Origin of the sequence: Pseudoalteromonas sp. MelDa3 (assembly GCF_002863625.1) — a bacterium.
Classification (GTDB): Bacteria; Pseudomonadota; Gammaproteobacteria; order Enterobacterales; family Alteromonadaceae; genus Pseudoalteromonas; species Pseudoalteromonas arctica.
Genome location: NZ_PJBR01000008.1, coordinates 1 through 19,346, shown reverse-complemented (window position 1 = coordinate 19,346; position 19,346 = coordinate 1). Strand labels below are relative to the sequence as shown.

The following is a 19,346-nucleotide window of genomic DNA, read 5'->3' as shown; positions in this document are numbered from 1 at the left end:
CTGATACCTTAATCTAATTGCATTAAATAGTGATTTAGCTCTATTTTAACTGCTTTTTCGCGTAAGCGTTCAATAGTTTGCGGATTATTTTGTAAGCGCATTTGTTGCGCTAAAAACACATTGCTTAAATAAAACCGGGGAGGTACACATTTTATCTGCCACTCTAACCAATTCTCTATATTTTCAAGCCCTGTTTTACACCCATCAAGTAGCTCACCTATCGCTGTACTTACATCAAGTAAATATAAGCACGCTGGCAATTTTTTAACCATTACAAACTGTTTTTCTATTACGAGTTCAAAACCAAGTAAAGTAAACCACGATTGCTGAGCTTCTATAAGTAAGCAATCTTCTTTTGATAAGTTTACTCTTACGGGCAGCAAAAGGGCTTTCCCTTCTAAACTTCCGGACTCTTTAATTTGATTATGCCAATCATCTACCAATGCATATTTGAAATGTGAGCAATACAATTGCTGCTCAACACTAAATACACACGCACCTTCATTAACACTGATGATTGAAACTGTCTTTAAAACATTATGCGCAGACTCTAACTGGTGTTGTGCTACAGGTATGTTTGCTACATTATCAAAATGCGCAGCGTGTTGCTCACTCACACCTTGATAAAACGCGTTTACATCATGATGGCTTGTACTTGGTGTAGCACGGTATGCCCCGCCACCGCCAACACTTCTAGTACCTGATGACGAACTACCAGCACTTCCTGAGTAAGAGGGCTGTAATTGCGATTTAGGGTAATCAAATACTCCATCCGCTTTTGTATCATTAGAACTACTATGCGCTGACCCCATAAACACAGGCGCAGATTCCATCTCAGAGCTAAGCGGTTCATTCGTAAACTCACCTTGCAGCGGCACTACCACTTGCTTAATAGCCTGTAATATAAAGTCATGAATTAAGCGCCCTTGATGAAAACGCACTTCATGCTTAGCTGGATGAACATTTACATCAACCTGCCGAGGGTCTATATCAATATAAATGACAAAACCGGGTAATTCTTGTGTTCCACTTACTTCTTCAAATGCCTGGCGTATAGCATGCAGAATAAGTTTATCGCGCATCATACGATTATTAACATAAGTATACTGAGTCGTATTAGCTGAACCTACAGGTAGCACCCAACCATGCAGCTGTAAGCCACCCTCTCCTGATTGAATATGCAAACCTTGCTCAGCAAAAGCCTTACCTGCAACTTGCGCTACACGTGTAATAGCCTGAGAGGGATCTGTCTTCGCACGATACTGCCTTACTACTTTTTCGTTGTGAGTTAGTGTAATAGAGACATCAAAGCGACTAAGCGCAATACGCTTTATCAACTCATCAATATGGCTAAATTCAGTTTTTTCGGTACGCAAGAATTTACGACGAGCTGGGGTGTTAAAAAATAAATCTTTTACTTCAATGGTTGTGCCATCAGGGTGCGCTACTGGCTTTACTTGCACGGCCATATCGCGACCTTCTGCAAATGCTTGCCAAGCAGCTTCTTGATCTTTTGGTTTTGAGCTCAGCGTTAAACGCGATACAGAGCTAATTGACGCAAGCGCTTCCCCCCTAAAACCAAGTGAACAAATATTTTCAAGGTCATCTAGAGATTTTAATTTACTCGTAGCGTGACGAGAAAGCGCGAGCGTTAGCTCATCTTTACTTATCCCTGAACCGTTATCACGTATACGAATAAGCTTATGACCGCCACGCTCTATATCTATCTGAATACGTGTAGCGCCAGCATCTAAACTGTTTTCGACTAGCTCTTTTACTACCGACGCTGGGCGCTCAACCACTTCGCCTGCGGCAATTTGGTTAGCTAAACGCGCGGGTAATATTTCAATATTCATGAGATTTCCTAGCAAGCATTGCGCTAATAATAATGACTAACTTTGTGGTATATCGAGCTCTTGCCCAATAAACAAAGTATTAGAGCTAAGCTTATTAACTTGTTTTAATTCAGTGACTGTAATGCCATAGCGACTCGCCAACATACTTAAAGATTCACCCGGGCGTACCTTGTGCTTTGTTGGATATTGCGACTTTAATTTAGCAAATAAAGAATCATCAGGTGGATTTTTTAAATAGTAATTTTTAATTGAAGTAAATATAGCTTTAGCCAAACGCTCTTGATGGTTAGCACTTTTAAGCAGCTTTTCTTCTCGTGGGTTAGATATAAACCCTGTTTCTACTAAAATTGATGGGATATCTGGTGATTTAAGTACAGCAAGACTCGCATGTTGGGGATCTTTTTTATGCAGCTTAGCAACTTTACGTAGCTCTTTAACCACTTCGTCAGCTACGTTTAAGCCGGTTTTCATAGAGTGATCCATCGACATATCAAGTAATGCTTGCGCTAAGTATTTTTCGTTAGCGGCATCTTTCATTACATCCGCAGCGCCACCTAAAAGCTCAGAGTGCTTTTCTTTATCTTCTATCCATTTACCTATCTCTGAATTAGCACGCCTTAACGACAACACCCAAACAGAGGCACCATTTGGTCCCGGGCTCGTAAATGCATCAGCATGAATAGAGACAAAAAAGTCGGCCTTTTTTTCACGAGCACGATTGGTACGCGTATTAAGTTTTACAAAGTAGTCACCGCTTCGTACCATGCGCGAAATCATCCCACGTTCGCCATCAATCATGCGCTCTAAACGTTTTGCAATTTGCAGTGTTACTGTTTTTTCGTACGTGCCAGATGGACCAATTGAACCTGGATCTTCGCCGCCATGACCCGCATCAATTGCAATCACAATATCGCGCTCTTGGCTTAACTGGCGATTTTTAGCTGCTGTTTGAGCAGGAGAAACAACTGTGGCAGCTTGGCTTTTATTGTATAAATCAACAACGAGCCTGTTTTTATAAGGGCCTGTAGGCGCTAAGGCAAATACAACTGGCTTTACTGGTGCGTTTAATTCAAACACTAACCGAACACTGTGCTTATTTTTAGGTTTTGAGTAGCGTAGCTTGCTCACTATTTGATGTTTTGGTGGTACACCTGGTAGTATTTTTAACTCGCTAGTGTTTTCTAAATCAATTACTAAGCGGCTTGGGTTTTTAAGCATGAAATAGCTAAAGTCAGGCTTATCATTTAAATCAAATACCACACGCGTACTATCAGGGGACGGCCATACGCGTACACTATTAATTGTATTTTTGGCCCACAGCGGCAAGCTTATGGTAATAACCATAAGGTAAATAAAGAGTTTAACTACACCTCGGCTCATTTGATAATTACTGCCTTAACTATATTATTATTTGTTATTTAGTTTTTCGACAATTGCTACACCACGCTCACTGGCGCTATTAATAACAATTTTACGTTCGTTACCCATATAGCTTAGAGTAATATCTAAATCAGGCACAGGAATAAATTCACCACCTTTTTCTGGCCACTCAACAACGCAAATTGCATCTGGTGAAAAATAATCGCGTATTCCCATGTATTCTAGTTCTTCAGGATCACCTAAGCGGTATAAATCAAAATGATAAACATTTGCGCGCTCGAGTTCATAGGGCTCAACAAGTGTATATGTTGGGCTTTTAACTTTACCTGTATGTCCAAAGCCTTGCACTACACCTCGAGTAAACGTTGTTTTACCAGCGCCTAAATCACCATGTAAATAAATAACCGCACCTTGCTCTATAATATCAGCAACGCAATTACCCATTGCGACCGTGGCTACTTCATCAGTCAAATGAAATTCAAAACTACACGTCATTACTACCTCAAAAATTCATTCAAAAGCGCATATTTGCTAATCATACCAGAATATTAATTTAAGGCGATAAATTGAGATTTTAGACATAAAAAAACCAGATAAGCTGATAATGAAAGTTGTGTATGAATGTCTATTTTCGATACTTTGAAACTGTATTATTGTAATAAAATAAGGTAAGTGAGTTCTCAGACTAAAAGATAGTAAAAGAAAAGTAACACCACGAATTAGATGACCCCATGTTGGCATTAAATTAACTGAGATATGTAAGTTTATTATCTAACTTCTTCTGATTCAGCAGATGGTTCTGCTAGCAAAAAAGTAACTGGTACATGAAACTCTCACTACTCCCCAAGATAACTTTGTATTTTCAGATAGAAGACTAATCCAGGTGACCCGCTCATCCTAGTTTACTGTTTGCAGGTGCTTTAAAAACAAAAAGCCCCAGCTAATGCCGGGGCTTTTTTACAAAACTAACTTAATTAAAAAATTAAGCTTGTTTTGGACTAGAAATAACGTCTACTAAAGTCCAAGATTTATTCTTAGAAATTGGTGCGCATTCACGGATAGTAACTACGTCACCCGCTTTTGCTGTGTTATTTTCGTCATGTACGTGTAACTTAGTCGTACGTTTAATGAATTTCCCATAGATCGGGTGCTTCACGTAACGTGCGATAGCGATAGTGAAAGATTTTTCCATCTTGTCGCTGATTACACGGCCTTGAAGAGTACGAATTTTATCGCTCATTATTGACCTGCCTTCTGGTTAATAACTGTTTTTACACGCGCGATATCGCGGCGTACTGTTCTTAGCGTGTGTGTCTGAGCTAACTGACCAGTGCTAGCTTGCATGCGCATATTAAATTGCTCACGAAGTAGTCCTAGAAGTTCAGCATTAAGCTCTTCTACGCTTTTGTCTTTTAGTTCGCTAGCTTTCATCACATTACCGTCCGAGTTACGAAAGTTGTTTTGAATGGCAATTTACGAGCAGCAAGGTCGAATGCTTCACGAGCAAGCTCTTCTGAAACACCTTCCATTTCGTAAAGTACTTTACCAGGCTGAATTTCAGCAACCCAATATTCAACAGAACCTTTACCTTTACCCATACGAACTTCAAGAGGTTTTTCTGTAATCGGTTTGTCAGGGAAGACACGAATCCAGATTTTACCTTGACGTTTCACGTGACGCGTCATAGCACGACGAGCTGCTTCGATTTGACGAGCAGTCATACGGCCACGGCCAGTTGCTTTCAATCCGAAAGTACCGAAGCTTACTTTGTTACCGTTTTGCGCTAAACCGCGGTTGCGGCCTTTGTGCATTTTACGGAATTTTGTACGTTTTGGCTGTAACATTAGTCGCTACCTCTACTTAGCACTTTTCTTGGCTTTCTTTGGTGCGCGTTTAGCTGGCTTCTCTTGCTCTTGTACTAGTGGTAAACCACCAATAACTTCGCCTTTGAAGATCCAAACTTTAACACCAATGATACCATAAGTGGTTAAGGCTTCAGAAGTTGCGTAATCGATATCAGCACGAAGAGTATGTAGAGGTACACGACCTTCACGATACCATTCTGAACGTGCGATTTCAGCGCCGCCAAGACGACCGCTAACTTCAACTTTAATCCCTTTAGAACCGATGCGCATTGCATTTTGTACCGAACGCTTCATAGCGCGACGGAACATAACACGACGTTCTAGTTGAGAGGCAATGCCGTCTGCTACTAGTTGTGCATCTAGTTCTGGTTTACGTACTTCAGAGATATTAATCTGAGCAGGTACACCAGCGATTTTAGTTACCGCTTGACGTAATTTTTCTACGTCTTCGCCTTTTTTACCGATAACAACACCCGGACGAGCCGTATGAATTGTTACACGGATTGATTTTGCTGGACGCTCAATAACGATTTTAGACACAGAAGCCGTTTTCAATTCCTTAGTAAGGAATGTACGAACTTTGTGATCGCCAAAAAGCTGTGCAGAGAAATCTTTTGAACTCGCGTACCAGGTAGAAACCCAAGGTTTAGATATACCTAGGCGAATACCAGTAGGATGAACTTTTTGTCCCATTACTTATACTCCTAGCTATCTGAAACCATAACAGTGATATGGCTTGTACGCTTAAGGATGCGGTCTGCGCGTCCTTTAGCACGAGGCATAATACGTTTCATTGTAGGACCATCGTCCACAAAGATCGTTGTTATACGAAGCTCATCAATGTCAGCACCTTCGTTATGCTCTGCGTTAGCAATAGCAGACTCAAGTACTTTCTTAACTAATACAGCCGCTTTCTTAGGGCTGTACGCCAGGATTTCTAGTGCGCGATCTACAGGTAACCCGCGGATCTGATCTGCAACTAGACGTGCTTTTTGCGCCGAACCAGAGGCGAATTTATGTTTAGCTAATGCTTGCATTTATCTTCCCCTCTTATCGTTTCTTCGCTTTCTTATCCGCAGCATGGCCACGGTAAGTGCGAGTTGGTGCAAATTCACCTAGTTTGTGACCGATCATTTCGTCAGAAACGAAAACTGGTACGTGCTGGCGACCATTATGGACAGCAATGGTCAATCCGATCATGTTAGGTATGATCATTGAACGACGGCTCCAAGTTTTAATTGGCTTTTTCTCACCGCTTTCCAAAGCTTTCTCTACCTTCTTCAGCAAGTGTAGGTCTATAAAAGGACCCTTCTTGAGAGAGCGTGGCATGGCTATTCCTCAATATTACTTAGTACGACGACGTACTATAAATTTATCCGTACGCTTGTTCTTACGCGTCTTCGCACCTTTAGTCGGTTTACCCCATGGAGACACAGGATGACGACCACCAGATGTACGACCTTCACCACCACCGTGTGGGTGATCTACCGGGTTCATGGCAACACCACGAACTGTCGGACGAATACCACGCCAGCGATTTGCACCTGCTTTACCAAGTGAACGAAGCATATGCTCAGCATTGCCTACTTCACCTAGAGTCGCACGACAATCAGATTCAACTTTACGAACTTCGCCTGAACGAAGACGTAATGTTACATACTGACCATCACGAGCAAGGATTTGAACGTATGCACCAGCAGAACGTGCGATTTGAGCACCTTTACCTGGTTTTAATTCTACGTTGTGAACAGTCGAACCTACAGGCATATTACGCATTGGTAATGCATTACCAGGCTTGATTGGTGCATCAACACCAGACTGGATTGCATCGCCAGCTTTTAAGCCTTTAGGTGCGATAATGTAACGACGCTCACCGTCTGCATATAATACAAGAGCGATGTTTGCGCTACGATTTGGATCGTATTCTAAACGTTCAACAGTAGCTGGAATGCCATCTTTAGTACGTTTGAAATCGATTAAACGGTAGTGTTGTTTATGACCACCACCGATATGACGAACCGTAATACGACCATTGTTATTACGACCACCTGATTTAGAGTTTTTCTCTAAAAGTGGTGCGTATGGCTTACCCTTATGTAGATCAGAGTTAACCACTTTAACTAGGTGACGACGGCCCGCAGAAGTAGGCTTACACTTTTGAAGTGCCATAATTCTATCCCCTTATTACTCGGCGCCGCCGACAAAGTCTAGCTCGCTGCCTTCTTTAAGAGTAACGTAAGCTTTCTTCCAGTCGCTACGACGACCGAAACGTGCGCCAGTACGTTTTGTTTTACCCTTAACGTTAAGTGTGCGAACACCAGTTACTTCTACTTCAAAAAGCTTCTCAACTGCTACTTTAATTTCAGCTTTAGTTGCGTCATTTACTACTTTAAAAACAATAGTATTGTTTTCTTCAGCAGCAATTGTGCTTTTTTCAGAGATATGTGGAGCAAGGATCACTTTTAAAAGACGTTCTTCGCGAATCATGCTAGCGCCTCCTCAAGTTGCTTAACAGCAGCGGCTGTAATAAGTACCTTATCGAAAGCAATTAAGCTTACAGGATCGATACCAGCTACATCACGTGTGTCAACCTTATAAAGGTTACGTGCCGATAAGAAAAGATTTTCATCTACTTCTTCAGTCACGATAAGAACATCTTTAAGCTCAAGTTCTTTAAGCTTAGCAACTAGTTCTTTAGTTTTTGGTGCTGCTAGAGCAAAACTTTCAACAACGATTAAACGCTCTTGACGAACTAATTCAGATAAGATGCTTTTAATCGCACCACGGTACATTTTACGGTTTACTTTTTGGCTGTGGTCTTGTGGTTTAGCTGCAAAGCTAACGCCACCTGAACGCCAAATTGGGCTACGGATTGTACCGGCACGTGCACGGCCAGTACCTTTTTGAGCCCATGGTTTTTTACCACCACCGCTTACTTCAGAACGTGTCTTCTGAGCACGAGTACCTTGACGAGCACCTGCTGCGTATGCAACAACTACTTGATGTACTAATGCTTCGTTAAACTCACGTCCAAAAGTAGCTTCAGAAACTTCAAGACCGCCAGAAGCGTCTTTAATTGCTAATTCCATCACTAAATCTCCAGGACTTATGCTTTAACAGCTGGTTTAACGATAACGTCACCGCCAATAGCTCCAGGTACTGCACCCTTAACTAAAAGCAAATTACGCTCAGCGTCAACGCGAACTAGTTCTAAGTTTTGAGTCGTTACACGCTCAGCACCCATATGACCGGCCATTTTCTTACCTTTAAACACCTTACCAGGTGATTGGTTTTGACCGATTGAACCAGGAGCACGGTGAGATAGAGAGTTACCATGTGTAGCGTCTTGCATGCTGAAATTCCAGCGCTTAACACCACCTTGGAAACCTTTACCTTTAGAAGTACCGGTTACGTCAACCTTGTTGATTTCGTTGAATAATTCAACAGTAAGCTCAGCGCCTACTTCAAAATCGCCTTCACCACCGTTAAGGCGGAATTCCCACAGACCGCGACCCGCTTCAACACCAGCTTTAGCGAAATGACCCGCTTTAGCTTTGTTTACACGACTTGCTTTTTTAGTGCCTGCGGTTACTTGAAGCGCGTTATAACCGTCTGTTGCGTCAGATTTGATCTGAGCAATGCGGTTAGGTGTCGCTTCAATAACTGTCACAGGGATAGATACACCATCTTCAGTGAAGATTCGTGTCATACCCACTTTACGACCGACTAGACCTAATGCCATTTTCCTAAAACCTCTCTAATCTTTCGATTAACCCAGGCTGATTTGAACATCAACACCAGCAGCAAGATCTAAACGCATAAGCGCGTCTACAGTCTTATCAGTTGGTTCTACGATGTCTATCAGACGTTTATGGGTGCGGATCTCGTACTGATCACGCGCATCTTTATTAACGTGCGGTGAAGTTAGTACAGTAAAACGTTCAAAGCGTGTAGGTAGTGGGATTGGACCACGTACTTGTGCGCCAGTGCGTTTCGCAGTTTCCACGATTTCTGCCGTTGATTGGTCAATCAAACGGTGGTCAAAAGCTTTTAGGCGAATACGAATGCGTTGATTTGACATTCTTAACCTCAATATAAAGAGCATATAAAAGAGCATAAAAAAACGACCGAAACAATCTTAAAACTTAAGATGTCGGCTGTTTGATTATATCTACGTTGAGTTCCAAATCGGAACTCCTGTTTATTAGCTTGAAATCCAAGCTTAATTTATCCTTTCTAGTTCCCAGAGGAATTTTGAAAGCCTGCGTATTATAGAGGTATTGGTGATAAATGCAACAACTATTTAGAAACAATACAATGCCTATAAATTTGATTAAATAAGCACCCATACATGCTTACTAGCTATACTTGAACTAATACCTCTACTGTTAGTCAATAAACAAGTTAACACCTTAATTACGCAAACTAAGGGATTTTTAGATATTATGGTATCCTACTGCGCTAATTTTGCCCTTAATACTCTCAATATGGTGAGTCGATGCGTATTTTTAATTATTGTTTAAATGTTATGTCTGCTGGATTTAGCCGCTTATTTGTAAAAAGCAAAGTGCTGCCAGAAAATCCGATTAAACAGTATGATCTAAACCCTGAGTACCCTACATTTTATATAGTGCGTTTAAATTCACGATTTGATTTAGCGGCTCTCGCACATGCGTGTAAAAAAAATGGTCTACCTAGCCCAACCGAAGAGCAAGTATTAGGTAACCAAGATTTAGACCGTTTTATTGGTATTAAAAATCCACCGCCACTGTTTGGTGATGAAGCTAAGCCAACCAATGCTTTAGCTCAAGGTAAACAAATTATTGAATACCTAATACAAAGTGGGCAGCAAAACGTACAAGTGGTTCCGGTTACTATTTTATGGGGTCGCGACCCGGGTAAAGAAAAGCCGGGGCTACGCACTTTAATTACGCACTCTCTAACTCCTAGCTGGTTTAGAAAGTTTTTTGTGGTGTTGTTTTCAGGACGCGACAACTTTATTCGCTTTAGCCAACCACTCGACTTATCGCTTTTAGTCAATGAAAAAGCCGATGTAAGCGAGTTACCACATAAATTATTACGTGTAGCACGTGTTCACTTTAAGCGCCAAAAGCTAGCTGCTACAGGCCCTAAAATGCCCTCTCGTGAACAATTATTTAATTCATTATTAGCGTCACCTACAATAAAAAAAGCAATTCAAGATGAAGCTAAAGCTAAAAACATTAGCCAAACAGAAGCCCGCCAAAATGCACTTAAGCTACTTGATGAGATAGCCGCTAATTACTCTGAAGCAATGATACGTGTGGCCGAGCGATTTTTAACTTGGTTGTGGAATAAGCTCTATAACGGTATTGATATTAAACACGCAGAACAAATTCATGAACTAACAGATAAAGGCCATGAAATAATCTATATGCCTTGTCATCGCAGTCATATGGATTACTTACTGCTTACTTACTCTATTTATCATTTAGGCTTAGTTCCACCACATATAGCTGCAGGTATAAATCTTAACTTTTTCCCTGCCGGTGGCATATTTAGACGCTCTGGGGCATTCTTTATTCGTCGCTCGTTTGCAGGCAATAAACTTTATTCTGCCATATTCAAAGAGTATTTAAGCCAACTGTTTATTAAAGGTTACTCTGTTAAGTTTTACACGGAAGGCGGTCGAAGCCGAACTGGGCGCTTACTTCCACCTAAAACAGGTATGCTATCTATGACATTACAAGCAATGCTACGCGGAATAGACAGACCAATATCTATCGTTCCTGTGTACATTGGCTACGAGCACGTAATGGAAATTAACACCTACCTTAAAGAGCTGGATGGAAAAGATAAAAAAGGCGAATCTATATTTGGTATTTTTAAGGCAATCAAAAACCTTAAAAACTACGGTCGTGGTAATTTAAACTTTGGTGATCCAATCTCGATTAACCAATACTTAAACGATAACCAACCTGATTGGCGTGATTCAATACACCCTACCGATGTACAAAAGCCACAATGGTTAGCGCCACAAGTAACTAAACTTGCCGACCAAGTAATGGTTAAAATTAATAATGCGGCGGCGCTTAATGCGGTTAACTTACTAGCGATGATATTGCTGGTTAACGATAAACAAGCATTGAGTAAACCAAAGCTATTAGCACAACTTGATTTTTATCTGCGCTTACAGCGCGATGCAAGCTATAGCGATAAAGTAACCGCGCCAAACGAAACACCAGAGCAATTACTAACGCATGCATTAAAGCTGAATAAGTTTGAAGTTATCAGTGATGAATTTGGCGAAATTATTACTATTAGCGATAAAGAAAAAGTACTGTTTAATTACTACCGAAACAATATTTTGCACTTATTTGCAGTACCAAGCTTAATTGCACTACATCTATTTAAACAACACAGCACAACTATTGAGCAATGCCAGCAACTTGTAAAAACGTTTTATCCATTATTTGCTAAAGAATGGTATTTACAGCCTCTTGATGAAAACTATATAACGCGTATTTTAGCTAACTTTGCTGATCAAAATTTAATTGAGTTTGATGGCGATAACATTCATATAACGAACAGTAATGACTGCTTAGCTAAGCTAGAAATGCTTGGACGAGCACTTAGTTTTACTCTACAACGTTACGCTATTGTGATTGGTTTTATTCAAACAAGTGATGGCATTGAAAAAGCAGAATTAGAACGAGAGAGCCAAGTGCTTGCACAGCGTTTAGGCACACTGCATGGCATTAAAACACCTGAGTTTTTTGATAAAAAAGTACTTGTTAGTTTTATCGAAAACTTACGTGGCGAGTCGTTAATAACAGAGGGTGATAAAGGCTTAGTAGGCAGTACACAACTTTGCGAAACCTACGCACACCTTAAAACATTACTGCCAGCACGCGTCTGGCAGTCAATCAGCGATATAGTACAAGATCAGTGTAACTAGTAATATATCTATAGAAGGGGGGTTAGCGCTGACGCATAACCCCTTCTTGCATTGTTGAGGCAACCAAGTTGCCTTGGCGATCAAAAAACTGCCCGCGTACCAAACCACACCCATTACTCGCACTTGGACTGTCAATTGAATACAAAATCCAATCATCCATTCTAAATGGCCGATGAAACCACATTGCATGATCAATAGTAGCTACTTGCATATTTGGCTGCATAAACGATACACCATGAGGCTGCAATGCTGTTGGTAAAAACTCAAAATCAGAGGCGTATGCTAATAAATAATTGTGGATGCGCTGATCGTCTGGCATTTCACCATTAGCTTTAAACCAAATATGCTTTACCGGCTCCATAACTTCTGGTTTAAACGGGTTATGAAAAGTTACTGGTCGCATTTCAATTGGCATTTCACGCGTAAACTTATTACGGATGACTTCAGGGATATGAGAAGCGTTATCTTGATAAAACTCAAGTGATGAGCGTAACTCTTCAGGTGCGGGTACATCAGGCATTGTTGCTTGATGCGACAAACCATTTTCTTCACCCTGAAACGACGCTGTCATATAAAAAATTGGCTTACCGTACTGAATCGCTTTTACTCGGCGAGTACTAAAGCTCTTTCCATCGCGAATAGTTTCTACATCATAAACAATCGGTTTAGCTGGATCGCCTGGGCGTAAAAAGTAAGAATGTAATGAGTGAACTATACGCCCCTCAGGTAGAGTTTCTTTAGCGGCAGAAAGCGCCTGCCCCATAACTTGACCGCCAAACACAGCACCAAAGCCTAAATCTTGGCTTTGTCCTCGATATAAACCTTGCTCAATTTCTTCAAGTGTTAACAACGACAATAAATCATCTAATACTTGGCTCATTACTTCTTCCTCATTACCCTAGTATCCAAATGATACTATACAATAGTGGGAAGTAAATATTTGTTAGGAATACTGTTATGGCTTACTGGCTATTTAAAACTGAACCCGATGCGTTTTCATTAGATGATTTAAAAAACGCACCAAAACAAACGACTTTTTGGGAAGGCGTGCGTAATTACCAAGCGCGAAACTTTATGCGTGATGGCGTTAAGCTCGGTGATTCAGTGATGATTTACCATTCAAGCTGTAAACACGTAGGTGTAGCGGGTATTGCCGAAGTGACACACGATGCCTACCCTGACCCTACTCAGTTTGATTTAAGTAGCGACTATTACGATGCAAAAGCCACCAGCGACAAACCACGCTGGGTTGTTGTTGAGGTTACTTACCAAAGCCATTTAAAAAAATTAATTAGCCTTAAAGATATTAAAGCCAATAATAATATTACTGAAATCGCACTTAAAAAAGGCGGACGACTATCAATAATGCCTGTTACTAAAAATGACTGGGATGAAATAATCAAAATGGCGCAGTAACACCCTCTCGGTTTGACCTAATTTCATTGAGTTTGATATGATCTACGCTGACTTATAGCTGGAGGATTAATGAAATTACTGTATTGGTTAGATGAATGGTTAACTCTCCCGCGCAATGAGCAACAAACTCGATTACCCATGACGGGTAGTGATTTACTCGGCGATGTATTTGTTAAGTATGATTTTGTTGACGTTAATAAGCCCCTGCTTTTTACCTTTTCACCCGCAGGCACTAACGTGCAAGAGCAAGATCTTCACCCTGATTTTGCACCATGGGGTTATCACTTGGCTCAAAAACAAAACGTAAACGTAATCGCTTTTCAGCATTTAGGTAAAAGTAATTGGTTTCGTAATCGTAATTTAATCTTTTTTCTCGAGCAATTATCAACATTACTTACGCCGTTTAATTGTCGATTAGGCTATGGCTTAAGCCGTGGCGGATTTGCTGTTGGCGCTTTTGCTAAACTATTAAAGCTAAACCAAGTACTGTTCTTTCACCCGGTAAGTACTAAAAATAAAGAATTAGTACCGTGGGATGACCGCTCTAGTACCGATATAGCTCAGCAGTTTGAATGGCAACAAGATTATCACGATCTAGATTTAGGAGATGCCCAAGGCTATATTATTTACGATCCTACTAATCGTATAGACCGAATGCACGCCAAGCGCTATAAGCAGTTAACTCACTTGCGAGTATTTGGTATGGGACATGGCACACACGCTACATATTTGAATAAGTTTGGGTTTTATAAGCAAGTAGCCGTTGATTTCATTCAACATCAGCAAATCGATATTGCACAGTTTCGCCTGCAAACCAAAACCTTACGCTTAAAAGAAGATTATTATCAAAGTCTCAATACGGCTAATGCAGACTCCCCCCATCGTTTAGCATTATTGAGTACAGCGCATAAAATTTTAGCTGATGAAAAAGAAGTGTATGTACAAGAGCATCAAGCAAAAATTGATATTCAGCCATTAATAGATGTGGCACTTAAGCACCAAGATGAGCACCCTAATGATGCTATTCAGCTATTAGAAGTCGCCCAGCAACTTCTACCTGACGACCCTCTAATTGAGCATAAACTCAAACAGTTGGAAGAGTAATTATTCCAACGAAAACGGCTATAAAGGCTAATTACTCTATTTAGCCTTTTTCTTTTTGTGCCTATGCTTGGGCACAATGGTAAAGTACATCATTAAACCTAACCAAGAAAATATAATGATTCCCATTAGCCAGCCATTCTTTTCATGACCCTGTGTACGCTTACTGTTAAGTACAATAACGACAGGTAATATGTAAGCACTTAAAACAACAATTAAAAATACAACTTCATTCATTACTTTTCTAGGCTCGACCAGTCTACTTCACTACTTAATACTCGATCTACCGATATATAGTGTAAAATATCGCCTTCACTTACTTTGTAATCTAATGGTGGGTTTAAATCCATATTTTGCGCACTTAAATTATGGGCAACACCTAACAGTATTGCATCATGCTCAAGCTTAAAATGATGAAACAAAGTACCAAACTCCATATCTTTGCAGCCACTTGGTACTTTCAAGCTAAATTGTGTATCGCCGTGCAAAGTAGATAGCAGCTCCTCTTGCACACGGCTCGAACCTGGATCTTGCATTGAGCGTACGAGTATCTCAGCTGATTTTGCACTACTACACTCTACATTTTGGCAATGCTCTAACATCATCTCAACTTTGGTTTCATCCAAAAAGTGAGCACTTATATGACAATCATCTTTTACTAAGCGACTAATGCGCAGGGCTGTTGTAAATGTCTGATCGTCATCTTGACCATCAATAATCACTTTATCAGCACTACGAATAGCTACCCGCTCTAGTTCAGCTAAATTAGTGAAGCTCGTTAAACGTGCAAAATCAACGCTTTCGTTAGCTAAAAAAGGATGATCCATTTGCTCTGTTACCGCGAGTAAAATACGACGGTCAGTACGTTTCGTATCTGCCAAAATGTAATCAATCATCTTTTTTGTACGAGTGTCGTGCCAACCAAAAATAATAATATGGTGGTTACTGTGGGCAAAGTTTTTATCACCAGTCATAGCGCGCCTAATTAAGTAAGTAACAGTTTGTCCTGCTTTTCCTAGCAAAACACCAAATAAAGCTAAACCAAATGGAATTTGTATTAATGCAACCACCCAACGACCAAGATCAGTAGTTGGACTAAAGTCACCATATCCCACTGTTGATGTTGTTACTGTGTAATAGTAAAAAAAGGTAGTAAGCGAGGTTAACGCTTTCTCATTCGCTATAAATAGTAAGCTCCATGTTAATAGCATATGAGTCAAAATAGCTAATGCCACTGCTTGCCAACTCAACTGATCTATATGAGCGCGAACAAGTAACGCTAGCCTTTTAAATATCACCGGCATAATACAAAGTCTTCGTTAGTAAATTATCTATAAACAGTACGTTACTGTAAGCGATGCTTTTAAGCAATGTTTAAGCTTTTAACCACAAATATAAGACTAAATGCTGTTTGCCAATGGTGATTTTTCATGATTAATTAGCGTTAAAATAATAACCAAAACAGTTGTGCTTATGCTTAATAAAATAGCCCGCCCTTTTACTAAAATTGTAGAACGCTATCTTCCCGACCCTTTTATATTTGTAATTTTACTTACAATAATTACTCTTGTCAGTGCGAGCTTATTTACAACCGCAACTAACATTGAAGTATTACAAGCGTGGGGAGGTGGGTTTTGGAACTTATTAAGTTTTGCTATGCAAATGCTACTAGTGTTAATTACAGGCTACATGCTGGCAAGTACGCCTCCTATAAGTAAGTTATTAGAAAAACTAGCAACACTCGCAAATACAGCACCTAAAGCAATTATATTAGTCACGCTTATTTCGCTTTTAGCGAGCTGGATAAATTGGGGATTTGGCTTAGTTATTGGTGCCCTTTTTGCCAAGGCAATTGCTAAACATACTCGTGTTGATTATCGATTATTAGTAGCCAGCGCTTACTCAGGTTTTGTTGTATGGCATGGCGGATTAGCCGGTTCGATTCCTTTAACTATCGCAACCGATGGTCACTTTTCAGAGTCCAGCATTGGTATTATTAGTACAGAGCACACTTTGTTTGCGGGCTTTAATATAGCCATATTAGTTGGTTTATTCATTATTATGCCGCTCGTTAATCGCTATATGCTGCCAAGCGAGCAAGAAAGCGTATATATCGACCCAGCTCTTTTACAAGAGACAACACCTAAGCCCACAACAATAACCAGACCCGCTCAACATTTGGAACAAAGTAAACTACTCGGTATGACAATTGGCTTATTAGGTTTGGCATATTTAGGCTATTACTTTTTTATTACTGGCGGAAACTTAAACCTTAATAGCGTTATTGCCGTGTTTTTATTTTTAGCTATTACACTGCATCAAACACCCCATAATTTACTTAATAGCCTGCAACAAGCAATTCCAAGCGGGGCTGGCATTGTTATTCAATTTCCTTTTTATGCCGGCATCATGGCGGTAATGGTCGATACAGGGTTAGCACAACAGATATCACGTGGCTTTATTGCCGTTGCAGATGCTGATAGCTTGCCATTCTTTAGTTTTATAAGTGCAGGGCTCGTTAATATGTTTGTTCCCTCTGGCGGTGGCCAATGGGCTGTACAAGCACCTATTGTAATACCCGCAGCGCAAGAGCTAGGTGCTGATATATCGCGCGTTGCAATGGCTGTTGCATGGGGTGATGCCTGGACTAATTTAATTCAACCTTTTTGGGCGTTGCCCGTATTGGCTATAGCAGGCCTAAAAGCAAAAGATATTATGGGGTTTTGTGTTGTGCAGTTGTTTGTGACTGGGGTTTTTATATCGCTGGTATTGAGCTTTTATTAATTTTTAACGGGCTGTAACAAATATTACAGCCCGCTTTTACCTAGAACGATAAATGCTAGCTCGATAAAATAGTCATTGGAAGGCTCAATATTGGATTTTCCGAATCGGCAAAGTGCATCATTACAGCTACATGCCCAGCTACTACAACTGCATACATAACCGCTGAAAAGCCTTGGCCATATTTATCTAGTGGCATTAAATGTGAATAGTGACGGCCTCGCCACTCAAATACAATTTCCAGCGCACCTACAAACAAAAAGAATACCAATAACATTAAGCCAAATGTGTAGCTCAGCCATAAGCCAAAAAATACACCGAGTAAACATACGATTAAACCAATCCATGAACGCATTGAAAAGCTAATACTTTTTAATACATGCCCGCCATCAAGCGGTAAAATAGGTAACAAGTTAAATAAATTTAATAACGCACTAAGAACCGCCACACCTGCAAATATTTCCATCTCGGTGGCGTAATATAAAACGACACCCAGTACCGAGGTAATTAAACCAAATGCAGGCCCCATTAGCGATATAACGACATCTTGCCAGCGAGTCGTTATTTTATCGTCACTTACAGCTAGCCCACCAACAAACGGGATTAAATAAATACCTTTGGTTTTTATACCAAAATATTTCATTGCTCGCACATGGCCGTACTCATGTACAACTAAACACCCAATCAGCATTAGTGCAAATTCAATACTAAATAACCACGCATAGCCTGCAACAGAAGCCCCGGCAAGCACTACTTTAATTACCTTAGCACTTTTAAAAAGCTTAAAACCTAATGCAGCTAGCCCTAAAAAGCCTTTTTTAGGTGATCCATTTGTAGGTGCTGGTAACGCAAGTTGTGTTGCAAATTGATCATCTACAAAGAGCGAAATGCTTTGCTCTTCCACTGCAGCTGTATCAATACCTATTACTTTGTTGTCGTAAGTAAATTGAAAATAATTTTCACGAGGGTTATCAAAGGTAATGGCTTGTTGCGCGTGAAATACCTGCACAATTTTTTGCCCAGACACCATAAGCGAAAATGGCTGCTCGGCTAAAGTAAGATCTATTCTTATCATAATTAAGACCGTTTAAAACAATGGCGCTAGTATACCTAATCAGCTTAAAAACACGAGTGAAGGTGCTAGGTAACTATTTTCAAAATAAAAGTATTTGATACTGACAAAATAAAAAAACACTACTACTTTTATAGTAACTCCAAGCGATACATTGAAAGGGATAACAGTGGACAAAATAGTGCCTAATATTTTAGTTGTTGACGATTCAAAAGCAATTTTGATCGTTATGGAAGCTATACTTAACGAATTGGGTATGTCTAACACTATAACTACGTGCCTGAATGCAAAAGAAGCTCTTGAAAAAGTTAAAGAGGATATCAACTACTTTGATGCTATTTTTACTGATCTCAATATGCCCGAAATGGACGGCATGGAATTAATCCGCCACTTAGGAGAGTTACATTATCAAGGCGGTATTATAATTGTTTCTGAAATGGACCATAAAGTTATTAGCTTAGCTGCCAATCTCGCGAAACAACATAACGCTCACCTCATTGGTAATATTGAAAAGCCAGTGCAACTGTCTCAGGTTAGTAGGTTACTTATTAAAGTGGCGCAATTAAACAGCCACACTTTATTAAAAGAGTCAGCCATTTCAAAAGATGAGCTTATTGATGCATTAAAAAACGATGAAATAACGCCTTTTTACCAACCAAAAATAAACGCTGATAACAATAAAATTGAAAGCGTTGAAGTCTTAGCACGTATTTTATCAAGTAAAGACGGCAATATTATTTTACCTAACCGTTTTATAAACACTGCCGAACAACACAACTTAATTAATCAAATTACATTTTCTCTTTTTGAAAAGGCCACCAGCGAATTTAAAAATATGAAAGCGCAACTAGGTCATGATTTTAAAATGGCATTTAATTTATCGCCAACTCAGCTCGACGACTTAAACTGCCCTAATAAATTACTACTCATTTTAGAAC

Annotated in this window: 23 protein-coding genes; 5 read left to right on the top strand and 18 right to left on the bottom strand. The window is 40.1% G+C overall.

From position 1 onward, the window contains the following. Positions 1-8: 8 nt before the first annotated feature. From mutL to rpsJ, 14 genes are all read right to left on the bottom strand, one after another. Positions 9-1,856, bottom strand: coding sequence for a DNA mismatch repair endonuclease MutL (gene mutL / locus CXF89_RS02690; protein WP_121953733.1), 1,848 nt, complete (start codon positions 1,854-1,856; stop codon positions 9-11). 36 nt (positions 1,857-1,892) lie between these two features. Beyond that, entirely contained in the window at positions 1,893-3,236 is a 1,344-nt protein-coding gene (locus CXF89_RS02685) for an N-acetylmuramoyl-L-alanine amidase (RefSeq protein ID WP_024597271.1), read from the bottom strand. A gap of 27 nt (positions 3,237-3,263) precedes the next feature. After that, entirely contained in the window at positions 3,264-3,731 is a 468-nt protein-coding gene (gene tsaE / locus CXF89_RS02680; RefSeq protein ID WP_121953732.1) for a tRNA (adenosine(37)-N6)-threonylcarbamoyltransferase complex ATPase subunit type 1 TsaE, read from the bottom strand. Between the two features lie 487 nt (positions 3,732-4,218). Next, positions 4,219-4,476, bottom strand: coding sequence for a 30S ribosomal protein S17 (rpsQ, locus tag CXF89_RS02675; protein WP_002957888.1), 258 nt, complete (start codon positions 4,474-4,476; stop codon positions 4,219-4,221). Beyond that, positions 4,476-4,667, bottom strand: coding sequence for a 50S ribosomal protein L29 (gene rpmC / locus CXF89_RS02670; RefSeq protein WP_002957889.1), 192 nt, complete (start codon positions 4,665-4,667; stop codon positions 4,476-4,478). The genes rpsQ and rpmC overlap by 1 nt, the downstream gene beginning before the upstream one ends. Then, on the bottom strand, positions 4,667-5,080 hold the full coding sequence (gene rplP / locus CXF89_RS02665) for a 50S ribosomal protein L16 (protein ID WP_002957890.1): 414 nt from the start codon (positions 5,078-5,080) through the stop codon (positions 4,667-4,669). The genes rpmC and rplP overlap by 1 nt, the downstream gene beginning before the upstream one ends. 12 nt (positions 5,081-5,092) lie before the next feature. After that, entirely contained in the window at positions 5,093-5,794 is a 702-nt protein-coding gene (gene rpsC / locus CXF89_RS02660) for a 30S ribosomal protein S3 (protein WP_002957891.1), read from the bottom strand. Between the two features lie 11 nt (positions 5,795-5,805). Beyond that, the gene (gene rplV / locus CXF89_RS02655) at positions 5,806-6,138 is read right to left on the bottom strand and encodes a 50S ribosomal protein L22 (protein ID WP_002957892.1); all 333 of its coding nucleotides are present in this window, start codon (positions 6,136-6,138) and stop codon (positions 5,806-5,808) included. Between the two features lie 13 nt (positions 6,139-6,151). Continuing rightward, entirely contained in the window at positions 6,152-6,430 is a 279-nt protein-coding gene (gene rpsS / locus CXF89_RS02650) for a 30S ribosomal protein S19 (RefSeq protein WP_004588689.1), read from the bottom strand. A gap of 15 nt (positions 6,431-6,445) precedes the next feature. Beyond that, entirely contained in the window at positions 6,446-7,270 is an 825-nt protein-coding gene (rplB, locus tag CXF89_RS02645; protein WP_002957895.1) for a 50S ribosomal protein L2, read from the bottom strand. A gap of 15 nt (positions 7,271-7,285) precedes the next feature. After that, complete coding sequence (gene rplW, locus CXF89_RS02640) at positions 7,286-7,588, bottom strand: 50S ribosomal protein L23 (RefSeq protein WP_002957896.1); 303 nt, start codon at positions 7,586-7,588, stop codon at positions 7,286-7,288. After that, positions 7,585-8,190, bottom strand: coding sequence for a 50S ribosomal protein L4 (gene rplD, locus CXF89_RS02635; protein WP_002957897.1), 606 nt, complete (start codon positions 8,188-8,190; stop codon positions 7,585-7,587). Before rplD ends, rplW begins: the two co-directional genes overlap by 4 nt. A 17-nt stretch (positions 8,191-8,207) precedes the next feature. Further along, a complete protein-coding gene (rplC, locus tag CXF89_RS02630; protein WP_002957898.1) occupies positions 8,208-8,843 on the bottom strand; it encodes a 50S ribosomal protein L3 in 636 nt (211 codons plus the stop codon). A gap of 27 nt (positions 8,844-8,870) precedes the next feature. Further along, positions 8,871-9,182 carry a 30S ribosomal protein S10 gene (rpsJ, locus tag CXF89_RS02625; RefSeq protein ID WP_002957900.1) on the bottom strand — a complete coding sequence of 104 codons (312 nt, stop codon included), beginning with the start codon at positions 9,180-9,182 and terminating at the stop codon, positions 8,871-8,873. Between the two features lie 417 nt (positions 9,183-9,599). On the opposite strand from rpsJ, the gene plsB reads away from it, so the two are divergent. Next, positions 9,600-12,038: a glycerol-3-phosphate 1-O-acyltransferase PlsB gene (gene plsB / locus CXF89_RS02620; protein ID WP_007587050.1), complete on the top strand. Its 2,439-nt coding sequence runs from the start codon at positions 9,600-9,602 to the stop codon at positions 12,036-12,038. 22 nt (positions 12,039-12,060) lie between these two features. Here the strand turns inward: plsB and tesB are convergent, their stop codons facing one another. Then, positions 12,061-12,918 (bottom strand): acyl-CoA thioesterase II, encoded by an 858-nt coding sequence (tesB, locus tag CXF89_RS02615; protein ID WP_002957902.1) that lies wholly within the window; start codon positions 12,916-12,918, stop codon positions 12,061-12,063. 77 nt (positions 12,919-12,995) lie between these two features. Here tesB and CXF89_RS02610 point away from each other — a divergent pair, with 77 nt between their 5' ends. Both CXF89_RS02610 and CXF89_RS02605 read left to right on the top strand, forming a co-directional pair. Continuing rightward, positions 12,996-13,454 carry an EVE domain-containing protein gene (locus CXF89_RS02610; RefSeq protein ID WP_121953731.1) on the top strand — a complete coding sequence of 153 codons (459 nt, stop codon included), beginning with the start codon at positions 12,996-12,998 and terminating at the stop codon, positions 13,452-13,454. A gap of 69 nt (positions 13,455-13,523) precedes the next feature. Next, positions 13,524-14,558, top strand: coding sequence for a cytosolic protein (locus CXF89_RS02605; RefSeq protein WP_121953730.1), 1,035 nt, complete (start codon positions 13,524-13,526; stop codon positions 14,556-14,558). A 36-nt stretch (positions 14,559-14,594) separates the two neighbouring features. Here CXF89_RS02605 and CXF89_RS02600 read toward each other — a convergent pair whose 3' ends face one another. Together CXF89_RS02600 and CXF89_RS02595 are read right to left on the bottom strand one after the other, a co-directional pair. Next, positions 14,595-14,792, bottom strand: a complete 198-nt coding sequence (locus tag CXF89_RS02600) for a PLDc N-terminal domain-containing protein (protein WP_007587044.1) — start codon at positions 14,790-14,792, stop codon at positions 14,595-14,597. Beyond that, positions 14,792-15,859, bottom strand: coding sequence for a potassium channel family protein (locus CXF89_RS02595; protein WP_007587041.1), 1,068 nt, complete (start codon positions 15,857-15,859; stop codon positions 14,792-14,794). The genes CXF89_RS02600 and CXF89_RS02595 overlap by 1 nt, the downstream gene beginning before the upstream one ends. A 169-nt stretch (positions 15,860-16,028) precedes the next feature. On the opposite strand from CXF89_RS02595, the gene CXF89_RS02590 reads away from it, so the two are divergent. Then, positions 16,029-17,339, top strand: a complete 1,311-nt coding sequence (locus tag CXF89_RS02590; protein ID WP_121953729.1) for a short-chain fatty acid transporter — start codon at positions 16,029-16,031, stop codon at positions 17,337-17,339. Between the two features lie 55 nt (positions 17,340-17,394). Here the strand turns inward: CXF89_RS02590 and CXF89_RS02585 are convergent, their stop codons facing one another. Beyond that, entirely contained in the window at positions 17,395-18,411 is a 1,017-nt protein-coding gene (locus CXF89_RS02585) for a metalloprotease (RefSeq protein WP_121953728.1), read from the bottom strand. 166 nt (positions 18,412-18,577) lie between these two features. On the opposite strand from CXF89_RS02585, the gene CXF89_RS02580 reads away from it, so the two are divergent. After that, on the top strand, positions 18,578-19,346 hold a 769-nt coding region (locus tag CXF89_RS02580), incomplete at its 3' end, for an EAL domain-containing protein (RefSeq protein ID WP_121953727.1).

Coding starts and splice junctions, on each gene's coding strand:
- mutL (WP_121953733.1), bottom strand. CDS start 1,856: ATGAATATTGAAATATTACCCGCGCGTTTAGCTAACCAAATTGCCGCA.
- CXF89_RS02685 (WP_024597271.1), bottom strand. CDS start 3,236: ATGAGCCGAGGTGTAGTTAAACTCTTTATTTACCTTATGGTTATTACC.
- tsaE (WP_121953732.1), bottom strand. CDS start 3,731: ATGACGTGTAGTTTTGAATTTCATTTGACTGATGAAGTAGCCACGGTC.
- rpsQ (WP_002957888.1), bottom strand. CDS start 4,476: ATGAGCGATAAAATTCGTACTCTTCAAGGCCGTGTAATCAGCGACAAG.
- rpmC (WP_002957889.1), bottom strand. CDS start 4,667: ATGAAAGCTAGCGAACTAAAAGACAAAAGCGTAGAAGAGCTTAATGCT.
- rplP (WP_002957890.1), bottom strand. CDS start 5,080: ATGTTACAGCCAAAACGTACAAAATTCCGTAAAATGCACAAAGGCCGC.
- rpsC (WP_002957891.1), bottom strand. CDS start 5,794: ATGGGACAAAAAGTTCATCCTACTGGTATTCGCCTAGGTATATCTAAA.
- rplV (WP_002957892.1), bottom strand. CDS start 6,138: ATGCAAGCATTAGCTAAACATAAATTCGCCTCTGGTTCGGCGCAAAAA.
- rpsS (WP_004588689.1), bottom strand. CDS start 6,430: ATGCCACGCTCTCTCAAGAAGGGTCCTTTTATAGACCTACACTTGCTG.
- rplB (WP_002957895.1), bottom strand. CDS start 7,270: ATGGCACTTCAAAAGTGTAAGCCTACTTCTGCGGGCCGTCGTCACCTA.
- rplW (WP_002957896.1), bottom strand. CDS start 7,588: ATGATTCGCGAAGAACGTCTTTTAAAAGTGATCCTTGCTCCACATATC.
- rplD (WP_002957897.1), bottom strand. CDS start 8,190: ATGGAATTAGCAATTAAAGACGCTTCTGGCGGTCTTGAAGTTTCTGAA.
- rplC (WP_002957898.1), bottom strand. CDS start 8,843: ATGGCATTAGGTCTAGTCGGTCGTAAAGTGGGTATGACACGAATCTTC.
- rpsJ (WP_002957900.1), bottom strand. CDS start 9,182: ATGTCAAATCAACGCATTCGTATTCGCCTAAAAGCTTTTGACCACCGT.
- plsB (WP_007587050.1), top strand. CDS start 9,600: ATGCGTATTTTTAATTATTGTTTAAATGTTATGTCTGCTGGATTTAGC.
- tesB (WP_002957902.1), bottom strand. CDS start 12,918: ATGAGCCAAGTATTAGATGATTTATTGTCGTTGTTAACACTTGAAGAA.
- CXF89_RS02610 (WP_121953731.1), top strand. CDS start 12,996: ATGGCTTACTGGCTATTTAAAACTGAACCCGATGCGTTTTCATTAGAT.
- CXF89_RS02605 (WP_121953730.1), top strand. CDS start 13,524: ATGAAATTACTGTATTGGTTAGATGAATGGTTAACTCTCCCGCGCAAT.
- CXF89_RS02600 (WP_007587044.1), bottom strand. CDS start 14,792: ATGAATGAAGTTGTATTTTTAATTGTTGTTTTAAGTGCTTACATATTA.
- CXF89_RS02595 (WP_007587041.1), bottom strand. CDS start 15,859: ATGCCGGTGATATTTAAAAGGCTAGCGTTACTTGTTCGCGCTCATATA.
- CXF89_RS02590 (WP_121953729.1), top strand. CDS start 16,029: ATGCTTAATAAAATAGCCCGCCCTTTTACTAAAATTGTAGAACGCTAT.
- CXF89_RS02585 (WP_121953728.1), bottom strand. CDS start 18,411: ATGATAAGAATAGATCTTACTTTAGCCGAGCAGCCATTTTCGCTTATG.